Consider the following 11,718-nt stretch of genomic DNA (forward strand, 5'->3'; position numbering starts at 1 on the left):
GTCGTCTACGCTGAGGGCATGCCGTTCGTCTCGCTCCTCATCATCGCCGTGCTGATCGTCGCACTGATCGACATCATCACGCGTGACGAGTCGCAGGTGAAGCACCTGCCGAAGCTGGTCTGGATCCTCCTCGTCGTGCTGCTGCCGATGATCGGGAGCATCCTGTGGTTCCTGATCGGTCGCGAGTACGGCGAAGGCGGAGTCTCGCTGCCCCGGATGCCGCGCCGCGACGCGCGCACCCAGGCGCCGCCTGCCCCGCAGTACGCGCCGCCGGCCGCAGACACCCGCACCACCGAGCAGCAGATCGCCGATCTCGACCGCGAGATCGAGGAATGGCGCCTCCGCGAGGAGATCGCCAAGCGGCGGCACGACGAGGGCGACGCATCCTGAGCAAGCCGAAGCGCGCCGTCCTGGGCGGCGGATCGGGCTTCCTCGGCAGGGTGCTCGCGAGTGCCCTCGAAGCGGACGGGTACGAGGTCCGTGTGATCGGCCGGTCGGGTCCTGATGCGACCTGGGACGACCCGGCATCCGTTCTGCGCGTCGTCGACGGCGCCGACCTCGTCATCGGGCTCGCGGGGCGGATCGTCGACTGCCGATACGACGACGTCAATCGCGACGAGATCCTGCGATCGCGCATCGACACGACCCGGATGCTCGGCGAGGCGATCGCCCGCTCGGAGCATCCGCCGGCCGTGTGGCTGAACTCGAGCAGCGCGACCGTGTACCGCTACGCGCTCGACCGGGCGCAGACCGAGGCCGACACCGACTTCGACACGGGGTTCTCTCCCGACGTCGCTCTGGCCTGGGAGGAGGAGCTGTTCCGCCTCGAGCTCCCGAAGACGCGCCGCGTCGCGATGCGCATCACGATCGTCCTGGGCGATGGGCCGGCGACGACCATGCTGTTCCGCCTCGCCCGGCTCGGGCTCGGCGGGCCGCAGATCGACGGCTGGTGGTTCCCCCACAACCGCTACCGCGGCATCGGACCGCACCCGACCGAGCGGCGCAGACCGCTGTGGGTGCGCTCGAAGGGGCGGCAGAAGTTCAGCTGGATCCACATCGACGACCTCGTCGGCGCGATCCGCTTCCTCCGGGACACCCCGACGATCGCGGGGCCCGTCAACCTGTCGGCGCCGACGCAGAGCGACAACCGGTCACTGATGGCGACGCTGCGCCGCATCGTGCGGATGCCGCTGGGCATGCCGGCGTGGCGGTTCATGCTGGAGCCCGCCATGTGGGTGCTGCGCACCGAACCAGAGCTCGTTCTCAAGAGCAGGTGGGTCGCGCCGCAGGTGCTGCTCGACGCCGGCTACCGCTTCGCGCACTCCGAGCTCGAACCGGCGCTGCGCGACATCCACCGCAGGATCAGCGGTCGCGGAGCCTGACCAGCCGTTCGTGACCGGTCTCCTCGAGCTCCGCGATCTGCTCGCGGGACTTCAGGAAGTCCGAGAACGACCGGTACCCGAGCCCCTTCTCACTGAACGACGGATCCATGCGGCGCATGTGCGTCTTCACGGCCGAGCTGTGCAGCCACTCGTCGGCATCGGCCTTGTCGTGACCCAGGCGCAGGGCGCGCTGCAGCAGCGCGGTCGCCTCGTCCTGGTCGCTGAGCTGCGTTGTCTCGGCATCCTGCTCGACCGGCTTCTTCTTGGCCCTGTTCCGGCTTGTGGCTCTGGTCTTGGCCGGCGTCTCGTCCTCGGCTTCAGCAGGGACCGGTGCGGCCTTCTTCTGAGCCGGTCGCGACACTCCCGGCAGCGAGTCGTAGGACTCGAACTCGTCGCAGGCCGCCGCGAGCGACTTCGCCGTGGACCCCGCGACACCCACGCCGATCACGTAGCGCCCGAGCCGCTTGCAGCGCTGCGCGAGCGGGACGTAGTCGCTGTCGCCCGCGACGAGCACGACGTGGGTGAGGTCGGAGAGGCGGAACATGTCCTCCACGGCATCCACCGCCAGTCGGATGTCTGCACCGTTCTTCGCGTAGGCGGCGGCGGGAAAGAGCTGCACCAGGTCGACGGCGCGCGCGACGAGCTGCGAGCGGTACTCGGCGTTCACCGGCGATGACCAGTCCGCGTACGCGCGGGTCAGCACGAGAGTGCCGAAGGATGCCGCGTAGTCGATGATGGCGCCGACCTCGATCATCGCCTCCTTCAGACGCTCGACGACCTCGGGGTCGTTCGGGTTCTCGGCGATGCGCTGGCGATCCTTGCTGTACGCGTTCCGGCCGTGCACCCGGTCGAACCACGAGATGACGATGTTGTCGAAGTCGAGGTAGACCGCGACGCGCGGGTCCTGGGGGTCAGCCATCGGTGCGCTCCTCGCTCGGGTACCGGACGCCGATCTGCGCCCGGATTTCATCCAGCGTTCCCATGATGGCCACGCTCTCGGCGATGGGCAAGACATCGCCCTCCAAGATGCCGTCTCGCACGAGCCGCTCGGCGGCGAGAGCCTGGAACTGCATGCCGCGCCCGTCGACCTCGGACGCGTAGCTCTCGCGCACCTCGCCGTCCGGCGCGATGACGCGGAACGTGGTCGGCGCGTACCAGACGCGGTCGATCTCGATCCGCGCCTCGGTGCCGACGATCGACGCCGAGGTGGCGCCTGCGGCACGCGACGACGACAGAGTCGTGGAGAGAGCGCCGCCGGCATGCGTCATGATCGTGGCGACCTCGGTGTCGGCTCCGGTCTCGCCGAGCCGGCCGGATGCCGTGACGGTCTCGGGCGCGCCCAGGACGTCCCAGACGAACGAGACGGGGTAGATGCCGAGGTCGAGCAGAGCTCCGCCTCCCAGTTCGAGGGCGTTCAGCCGGTGTGCCGGGTCCGAGGGGAGCAGCTGGGTGTGATCCGCCGTCACCGCACGGATCTCGCCCAGGGTGCCGTCGGCGATGATCTCGCGGATGCGGACCATATGCGGCAGGTATCGCGTCCACATCGCCTCCATGACGAGGAGCCCTCGCTCGGCGGCGATCCGCTGCAGGTCCGCGGCCTCCGCCCGGTTGAGGGTGAACGGCTTCTCCACGAGCACGTGCTTGCCGTTCTCGAGTGCCAGGCGTGCGGTGGCGTGATGCATCGGATGCGGTGTCGACACGTACACGATGTCGACGCCCGGGTCGGTCACGAGCGCCTCATACGACGCGTGCGCAGCCTCGATGCCGAATTCCGCGGCGAACGCGTCGGCCGATGCTTGCGAGCGCGAACCCACCGCGACGAGGTCGAGTCCTGCGGTGCGCAGGTCGGAGGCGAAGGCGTGGGCGATGCCGCCCGTGGCGAGGATTCCCCAGCGCAGTCCAGTCATCCTCTCAGCGTAGCGAGTGCTCTCTGCTCGATGAGCGGGAAGACCTGCTCGGCGATGCGTTCGAGCTCCTCGTCCAGAGGCGAGGACTGGATCAGCAGCAGCGTGATTCCGGCTACTACGACCTGGGCGTCACGCGGTTCCTGATCCGCGGCTTCGATCCGCTGAGCGACGTGCGCGACTGGGGCGAGGAGCTCGTGCCGCTGCTGCGCGAAGGCGCACGGCGCCGGGACGAGGCAGGGCAGGAGCAGGTCGCCTGACCTGTCCGTCACTGGGATAGCTTGGGTCTGTGGCGGGCGAGAGGATCGGGGCGACCAGCGGGATCACCCTTCAGCAGCTGAGGTATTTCGTCGAGGTCGCAGCCGAAGGATCCATCAGCGCCGCCGCGGACCTGCTCTACGTGTCGCAGCCGACGATGTCCGGCGCCATAAAAGATCTCGAGCAGCGGGTCGGTTGCACGCTGCTGATCCGTTCGGCACGCGGTGTGAGCCTCACCGTGGACGGCACCGAGTTCCTCGGCTACGCGCGCCAGGTGGTCGAGCAGGCCGGCCTTCTCGAGCAGCGCTATTTCGGGGGCCAGCCGTCGCGGAGGATGCTCGCCGTGTCGACGCAGCACTATTCGTTCGTCGTCGAGGCGTTCGTGCGGATGGTGAGGGGCGCGGATGCGGCGGAGTACGCGTTCGCCCTCCGCGAGACCCGCACCTGGGACATCATCGAAGACGTCCGCACGTTCCGCAGCGAGCTGGGCGTCCTGTACCGGAACGACTTCAACCACAAGGTCATCGACAAACTGCTCCGGGATTCCGGACTCGGTTTCACTCCGCTGTTCCTCGCCACCCCGCACATCTTCATCGCCCGGTCGAACCCGCTCGCCGACCGCGAGCGCGTAACCCTTGACGACCTCGATGGTCTGCCGCGGCTCACCTTCGACCAGGGGGCGAACAACTCGTTCTACTTCGCCGAGGAGATCCTCTCCACACGCTCGTCGACGCAGGACATCCGCGTCAGCGACCGGGCCACGATCTTCAACCTCATGATCGGTCTGGGCGGCTACACGATCTCCACGGGCATCATCTCCGACGATTTCGATCCGTCGATCGTCGCCGTCCCGCTCGACGTCGACGAGCGCATCGAGGTCGGTTGGATCGGGCAGTCCGGCATCCCGCTCACCGAGCAGGCGCTACGTTTCGTCGCAGAGATGCGCGATGTCGTGTCGGGATACGGCGTCGAAACCCTGTCGTAGTGCGGCATTCGGGGGTATAGGGAAAGCCGATCGCAGGGCATCGCGACCCTCGATGGAGCTATCGCTGTTCGGTGTGCATACGCTGACGAACCATGAGCAGCCCATTCGAGTTCCGCATCCGGACGGCCCGGTTCGACGAGTCGTATGCGCCGTCGGCCACCTCGCGGACCACCACCAACTTCGCGAACCTGGCCAGGGGCGAGAACCGTCGGCAGAACCTCCGCAGCACCCTCGCGATGATCGACGATCGGTTCAACGCTCTCGCGCGCGACGACAACCCGACTGCGGATCGCTATTCCGTCGAACTCGAGATCGTCTCCGCCGACCTGTACTTCGACGCGGACGGCGTCGTGGTCGAGTTCCCGCTGATCGAGATCCTCGACGTGACGATCCTCGACACCCGCACCAGAGAGCGCATCGACGGGATCGTGGGGAACAACTTCTCCTCGTACGTCCGCGACTACGACTTCAGCGTGCTGCTGCCCCGGCACACGGCGGATGCCGCGCAGTCCGGTCTTCCGGAAGGCTTCGGCGACCTGCACGGCGGTCTGTTCCAGCGCTTCCTCGACTCCGATGCCTATCGGGAGCGATTCTGTCAGCCGCCCGTCATCTGCATCAGCGTCTCGAGCAGCAAGACCTACCGCCGACTCGGCACCGATCACCCTGTTCTCGGAGTCGAGTACCAGCAGAGCGAGTTCTCCCTCACCGACGAGTACTTCGCGAGGATGGGGATGCAGGTGCGCTTCTTCATGCCGCCGGGTGCGGCCGCGCCGCTGGCGTTCTACTTCCGCGGCGACCTTCTGGCGGACTACTCGGATCTGGCGCTCATCGGCACCATCAGCACGATGGAGACGTTCCAGAAGATCTATCGTCCTGAGATCTACAACGCGACCGCTCAGGCGCAGGAGGTGTACCGGCCGAGGCTGGACAACCCCGAGTACACAGAGACGGCGATCACGTATGACCGTGCCGAGCGCAGCAGGCTCGGGATCACGCAGGGGAAGTACACGGAGGAGCACCTGATCACGCCGTTCCGGAGCGTCCTGGAGCGATGGGCCGGGGAGCCGATCGCCGCGGGGAGTCACGCATGAACGCACAGCTGCCCACCTCGATCGTCGGCAGTCTGCCCAAGCCCGCCTGGCTCGCCGAGCCGGAGAAGCTCTGGGCGCCCTGGCGGCTGCAGGGGGAGGAGCTCGTCGAAGGGCAGCGCGACGCGCTCTCGCTGTCAGCCGCAGAGCAGGCTCTTGCGGGTCTCGACATCATCAGCGACGGGGAGCAGACCCGCCAGCACTTCGTCACGACGTTCGTCGAGAGCCTCGGCGGGGTCGACTTCGAACGGCGCGAGACGGTGCGCATCCGCGACCGCTACGACGCGAGCGTCCCGTCGGTGGTCGGGGCGGTGAGCCGGGAGCGGACGGTCTTCGCCGAGGATGCGAAGACCCTTCGTGCGCAGACCGATCGCCCGATCAAGTGGGCGCTGCCCGGCCCGATGACGATGATCGACACGCTTTACGACCGCCACTACGGCAGTCGCGAGAAGCTCGCCACGGAGTTCGCGAAGATCCTCAATGAGGAGGCCAGGGAGCTCGAGGCGGCGGGGGTCGACATCATCCAATTCGATGAACCCGCCTTCAATGTGTTCTTCGACGATGTGAAGGACTGGGGTGTGTCCGTGCTCGAACAGGCCGCAGAGGGGCTCCGCTGCGAGACCGCCGTGCACATCTGCTACGGCTACGGCATCAAGGCGAACAACGACTGGAAGGCGACGCTCGGAGACCAATGGCGTCAGTACGAGCAGTCCTTCCCGCTGCTGCAGGAGTCGGCGATCGACATCGTCTCGCTGGAATGCCAGAACTCGCGCGTCCCGATCGAGCTGATCGAGTTGCTGCGCGGCAAGAAGGTGATGGTCGGCGCGATCGACGTCGCGGGCACTGATATCGAGACTCCCGAGACCGTGGCCGACACGCTTCGCGGCGTCCTCCGATTCGTCGATCCGGACAAGCTCTACCCGAGCACCAACTGCGGGATGGCGCCCCTGCCGCGTCAGGTGGCGCGTGCCAAGATGGTCGCGCTCGCGGCGGGAGCGGAGATCGTCCGGGGGGAGCTGGCGCTCACGGAATGAGGGTGATCTTGCCGTGCGCCTCGTGCGCCTCGATGAGACGGTGCGCCTCGGCCGCTTCCGCGAGAGGCAGCTCGGCGCCCAGCTCGACCTGGAAGTCTCCGCTCGCGATCAGGTCGATCGCGACGGCGATGCCCTCGGACCGCCAGGCGATCTCCTGCTCGGTGAGGGGCATGGGCGAGCCGCCGCTGAAGGCGCGGATGCCGAGCTCTGCGGCATCCGGACCGCGAACGATGGTCGCGATGCGATCGTGGTCGGCCACGAGCTCCTTGGAGACCGCAATGGCCTCGTCCGTGCCCGCGCAGTCGAGCGCGACCGTGACGGCGTCGTCCACGGCTGCGCGCACGCGGTCTGCGAGGCCTTCGCCGTAAGCGACCGGGATCGCGCCCAGGTCGCGCACCTGCTCGTGGCGCGCGGGGCTCGCCGTGGCGACGACGGTCGCGCCCCAGGCGACGGCGAACTGGATCGCCGCCTGCCCGACCGCGCCGGATCCGGCGTGCACGAGCAGCACGTCGCCCTCGCCGACCTCGAGCGAGCGCAGGCACTGATAGGCGGTGCCGACCGGGATGCCGAGACCGGCGGCCTCAGCGGCGGTCACGGAATCCGGAAGAGCGTAGAGGTGGTCGGCGGAGATGGCGATGTGCGTGGCGTATGTGCCGGATGCATCGCGGACGGCGACGCGGTCGCCCACGGAGAAGCCCGTGACGCCGTCGCCGACGGACTCGATGGTGCCGGCGCCGTCGAACCCGACCCGGTGGGGTTCGGTGATCGGCGGCATCGGGCGCTTGCCGCTGCGGCGCTTGGCGTCGAGCGGGTTGACGCCGGCCGCTTCGATGCGGACGACGACCTCGCCGGGACCGGCGACAGGGCCCGGGATGTCGACGAGCTGGAGGACGTCAGGGGAGCCGAGTTCTGTGTAGACGATCGCACGAGCCATGCCGCCAGGCTGCCCGTCCACAGCGGTCCTCGCCCGGCGACCTTCGCGCGTGCACAACTTCGGACGCCACTGGCGACACGCCGCGTGGATGCGCCGTGCCACGGCGTGTCGGAGCTCAGGTCCGAAGTTGTGCACGGGCGGGCGGGGGCGTGGGGGTGGGGCGGAGAGGTCAGGAGGGTGGTCAGGGGCGCAGTGCTTTCGCGATGCGCTGGGGAGACACCGGCTGCGCGGTGCCGAGACGTTGCGCGAACACGCTGATGCGGTACTCCTCGAGCAGCCAGCGCGCCTCGGTCAGCGCCGCGGGTGCATCGGCGGGCAGCGGGGTCGTGCCGCCGGCATCCGCGAACGCCTGCGCGACGCGCTCGAACTCGGTCATGCGGGCGCGATCCCTGCCCGGCTCGTTCGCGAGCGTCTTCAGCCGGTCGAGCATCCCGTCGAGGTAGCGGGGGAAGTGCGCGAGCCGGTCGATGCCGGCCGCCGAGATGAAGCCGGGATGCAGGAGGGTGTTCAGCTGCGAGCGGATGTCGTTCAGCGGGCCGAGCAGCGCGAGCGAGTTCTGCGCCTTGATGCCGCGCTCCACGTCGCGCGACTTCGTGAGTATGCGGGCGATGAGAGAGACCGTCTGGAACAGGTCGTCGACGAGGGCGGTGCTGACCGCATCCCTCGCCTGCTCGAACGCGGCCTTCGTGCGGATGACACCTGCGGGAAGGGCCGCCTGCACGACTGCGCGGCGGGCGTCCTCGACGAGGGCTGCGACGTTCGGGTACGGGGACGCCGCCAGGGCGAGCTTCTCCTGCGATGTCAGGTGATCCTGCACGTACGAGGCCGGCGACGGCACGTTCAGCAGGATCAGCCGCAGCACGCCGTCGCGGGTGAGGCGCGCGGCGGCATCCGCCGTGGCCTCGACGCGCACGGCGACGGTCTTGCCCTCGTCGACGATCGCCGGATACCCGCGCACCACGCCTCCGGCGACGCGCGTGTCGAGCACCTCGGGGAGGTCGTCGAAGGTCCAGGCCGTGAGACCCTGCCTCTCGATCGACGACGGACGCGTCGCCGTGGCGACATCACGGACGTCGGGCTTCTGGGGCTTCGCGATCGTCCGTGCGACGCTCGCCCTGGCCCGGTCCGACAGGGATCGTTGCAGGTCGCCCAGATCCCGGGCGGAACCGGCGACCCTGCCGCGTTCGTCGACCGCGCGAAAGTTCATGCGCAGGTGCCCCGGTACGCGTTCGTCGTCGAAGTCCGAGGCTGCGACGGGCTGATTGGCCAGCGGCTGGATCAGGCGCGCGAGTGCCTCCTTCAGCGAACGCTCCGGCAGGCCGTCGTGGCCCTCCGGACCCTGTTCTGCCAGCTCGGCGCCGAACTTCTCCGCCCAGTCGGCGGCCGGGACGACATGGCGGCGGATGGTCTTGGGCAGAGCGCGCAGCAGTGCGGTGACGAGCTCGGCCCGCAGCCCCGGCACCTGCCAGTCGAACCCGCGATCCTCGATCTGGGCGAGCAGCGCGAGCGGGACGACGACGCTGACGCCGTCATCCGCAGCGCCCGGTTCGAACCGGTAGGCGAGGCCGAGCACCTGGTCGCCCTGCCGCCAGCGCGTGGGGAACTCGTCCTTGTCCGCGCGGTCGTCGTCCTCGATGAGGTCGCTCTCGCGCATGACGAGCAGCTTCGGAGTCGTCTGCAGCGCCTCGCGCCACCACGCCTCGAAGGAGCGCACGTCGAACACGTCTGCCGGGACGCGCTCGTCGTAGAAGCGGAAGACCGCCTCGTCGCCCACGAGGATGTCGCGGCGGCGCTCGCGCTCCTCGAGCTTCTCGAGACGGCGTCGCAGTTCGAGGTTGCTGCGCCAGAAAGCACTGACGCGCTTGTCGATGCGTCCCGGGTCCCATTCGCCCTCGACCAGGGCGTGCCGCAGGAACAGCTCGCGGGATGCCGCGCGATCGACCCGCGCGAACTGGATGCGGCGACGCGGGATGATCTCGACCCCGAACAGGGTGACCTTCTCGTAGGCGATCGCGGCCCCGGCATCCTTCGACCAGTGCGGTTCGGACACCTGGCGCTTGGCGAGATCGCCCGCGAGCGTCTCCGCCCACGCGGGGTCGATCGCGGCGACCGTGCGGGCGAACGTGCGCGAGGTCTCGACGATCTCGGCGGCCATGACGGCCTTCGGGCTCTGCTTGCGCAGGCCGGAGCCGGGGAAGACCGAGAAGCGGATGCCGCGGGCGCCGCGGTATTCAGGCGTCCGGCGCTTCTCCTTCTTGCTCTTGTCCTTGGTCGTTCCCTTGGCGTTCCGCTCGTCGAGGATGCCGATCTGCGACAGAAGGCCCGAGAGCAGCGCGCGGTGGATGGCGTCGCCGTTGGTGTGGCCCTGGGGTGCGGTTTCGACTCGCTCCGCTCGCTCAACCCGTTTCGTCTCGCTCCGCTCGCTCAACGACCCGCGGCGGGGGCTCTTCACGAGACTTCGCAGCTGGCGGTGCACGTCGAACCATTCCCGAACGCGCACGTAGTTCAGGTGCTCCGAGCGGCACATGCGGCGGAACGCGCTGGATCCGAGCTCCCGCTGCTGCTCCCGAAGGTGATTCCAGAGGTTGAGGATCGCGAGGAAATCGCTCGTGGGGTCGGTGAAGCGGGCGTGCATGCGGTCTGCGGCATCCCGGACCGCCTGCGGTGCATCCTGCGACGGGCGCTCGCGGACGTCCTGGATCGACATGCCCGCGACGATGGCCAGCACATCCTCGGACACATCCCCGCGCTGCGCCTCGAGCAGCATCCGTGCGAACCGCGGATCGATCGGCATGCGCGAGATGTCGCGGCCGATCTTCGTGAGACGGGCGGTCCCTGAGCCCGTCGAAGGGTCGACCGCGCCGAGCTCGGTGAGCAGGTCGAAGGCGGCCTTGACGCCGCGCGAGTCGGGAGGCGTGAGGAACGGGAACGCTGTGATGTCGCCGAATCCCAGCGACAGCATCTGCAGAACGACGGACGCGAGCGAGGTGCGCAGGATCTCGGGTTCGGTGAACTCGGGCCGCTTCTCGAAGTCCTCTTCGGAGTACAGGCGGATCGCGATGCCGTCACTGGTGCGGCCCGCGCGGCCGGAGCGCTGGTTCGCCGACGCCTGCGAGATCGCCTCGATCGGCAGCCGCTGCACCTTGGAGCGGTTGCTGTACCGCGAGATGCGCGCGGTTCCGGTGTCGATGACGTACTTGATGCCGGGGACCGTGAGGCTCGTCTCGGCCACGTTGGTCGCGAGGATGACCCGGCGTCGGACGCCCGCGACACGGCTCGGCTCGAACACGCGGTGCTGCTCGGCGGCCGAGAGTCGCCCATACAGGGGGAGCACCTCGACGGGGGCCTTCGTTGACGTGTAGGCGGAGCGGACGGCATCCGCGGCATCCCGGATCTCGGCCTCGCCGGGCAGGAAGACGAGCACGTCGCCCGGTGCCTCGCGGTCGAGTTCGCGGAGAGCTGCGACGATGGCGGAGACCTCGTCCTCCTCGGCATCCTCATCGGGGCCCCGGTACCGGATCTCGACCGGGTAGGTGCGCCCGGAGACCTCGATCACGGGTGCGGGTTCCTCGTCGTCGCCGGCGAAGTGCTTCGCGAAGCTCTCGGGGTCGATCGTGGCCGAGGTGATGATGACCTTGAGGTCGGGGCGCTCGGGAAGGATCCGGGTGAGGTAGCCGAGCAGGAAGTCGACGTTGAGGGACCGCTCGTGCGCCTCGTCGATGATGATCGTGTCGTAGCGGCGCAGGAGCCGGTCGCGATGGATCTCGTTCAGCAGGATGCCGTCGGTCATCAGCGCGATCTTCGTGTCGGCCGAGACTTGGTCGGTGAAACGGACCTTGAACCCGACCAGGCCGCCGAGCTCCACCTGCAGCTCTTCGGCGACGCGCTCGGCGATCGTTCGTGCGGCAAGGCGCCGCGGCTGCGTGTGCGCGATGCTCTCGCGGCCGAGCTCGAGACAGATCTTCGGCAGCTGCGTCGTCTTGCCCGACCCGGTGGCGCCGGCGACGACGACGACCTGGTTGTCGCGGATGGCGGCGGCGATCTCCTCCCGGGCGGCACTGACGGGCAGCTCCGGGGGATAGGAGATGACGGGAGATGACATAGCCCTCCATCGTATGACGGCCGAGCCTGTC

General features: G+C 68.7%; 10 protein-coding genes. 5 read left to right on the plus strand and 5 right to left on the minus strand.

The features are described from left to right. Positions 1–18: 18 nt before the first annotated feature. Both HWX58_RS02545 and HWX58_RS02550 read left to right on the plus strand, forming a co-directional pair. Entirely contained in the window at positions 19–390 is a 372-nt protein-coding gene (locus HWX58_RS02545) for a PLDc N-terminal domain-containing protein (RefSeq protein WP_175985486.1), read from the plus strand. After that, positions 333–1,382 carry an epimerase gene (locus HWX58_RS02550; RefSeq protein ID WP_175985487.1) on the plus strand — a complete coding sequence of 350 codons (1,050 nt, stop codon included), beginning with the start codon at positions 333–335 and terminating at the stop codon, positions 1,380–1,382. Before HWX58_RS02545 ends, HWX58_RS02550 begins: the two co-directional genes overlap by 58 nt. Here the strand turns inward: HWX58_RS02550 and HWX58_RS02555 are convergent. Genes HWX58_RS02555 through HWX58_RS15340 form a run of 3 tightly spaced genes read right to left on the minus strand, consistent with a single transcriptional unit; the run spans position 1,363 to position 3,558 of the window. Beyond that, positions 1,363–2,301 (minus strand): NYN domain-containing protein, encoded by a 939-nt coding sequence (locus HWX58_RS02555; RefSeq protein WP_175985488.1) that lies wholly within the window; start codon positions 2,299–2,301, stop codon positions 1,363–1,365. The genes HWX58_RS02550 and HWX58_RS02555 overlap by 20 nt on opposite strands. Further along, positions 2,294–3,289: a Gfo/Idh/MocA family protein gene (locus tag HWX58_RS02560; protein ID WP_175985489.1), complete on the minus strand. Its 996-nt coding sequence runs from the start codon at positions 3,287–3,289 to the stop codon at positions 2,294–2,296. The genes HWX58_RS02555 and HWX58_RS02560 overlap by 8 nt, the downstream gene beginning before the upstream one ends. After that, positions 3,286–3,558, minus strand: coding sequence for a hypothetical protein (locus HWX58_RS15340; RefSeq protein WP_217702930.1), 273 nt, complete (start codon positions 3,556–3,558; stop codon positions 3,286–3,288). Before HWX58_RS15340 ends, HWX58_RS02560 begins: the two co-directional genes overlap by 4 nt. A 17-nt stretch (positions 3,559–3,575) precedes the next feature. Here HWX58_RS15340 and HWX58_RS02570 point away from each other — a divergent pair, with 17 nt between their 5' ends. From HWX58_RS02570 to HWX58_RS02580, 3 genes are all read left to right on the plus strand, one after another. Further along, positions 3,576–4,529, plus strand: coding sequence for a LysR family transcriptional regulator (locus tag HWX58_RS02570; protein ID WP_175985490.1), 954 nt, complete (start codon positions 3,576–3,578; stop codon positions 4,527–4,529). Positions 4,530–4,621: 92 nt separating this feature from the next. Continuing rightward, on the plus strand, positions 4,622–5,620 hold the full coding sequence (locus HWX58_RS02575) for a putative oxygenase MesX (protein ID WP_175985491.1): 999 nt from the start codon (positions 4,622–4,624) through the stop codon (positions 5,618–5,620). Next, positions 5,617–6,651, plus strand: coding sequence for a methionine synthase (locus tag HWX58_RS02580; RefSeq protein WP_175985492.1), 1,035 nt, complete (start codon positions 5,617–5,619; stop codon positions 6,649–6,651). Before HWX58_RS02575 ends, HWX58_RS02580 begins: the two co-directional genes overlap by 4 nt. On the opposite strand, the gene HWX58_RS02585 is transcribed toward HWX58_RS02580, so the two are convergent. Continuing rightward, positions 6,641–7,585, minus strand: coding sequence for a quinone oxidoreductase family protein (locus HWX58_RS02585; protein WP_175985493.1), 945 nt, complete (start codon positions 7,583–7,585; stop codon positions 6,641–6,643). The genes HWX58_RS02580 and HWX58_RS02585 overlap by 11 nt on opposite strands. Before the next feature lie 181 nt (positions 7,586–7,766). Next, positions 7,767–11,687: an ATP-dependent RNA helicase HrpA gene (hrpA, locus tag HWX58_RS02590; RefSeq protein WP_175985494.1), complete on the minus strand. Its 3,921-nt coding sequence runs from the start codon at positions 11,685–11,687 to the stop codon at positions 7,767–7,769. Positions 11,688–11,718 lie beyond the last annotated feature (31 nt).

The organism is Microbacterium tenebrionis, from assembly GCF_903645325.1.
Taxonomy (GTDB): domain Bacteria; phylum Actinomycetota; class Actinomycetes; order Actinomycetales; family Microbacteriaceae; genus Microbacterium; species Microbacterium tenebrionis.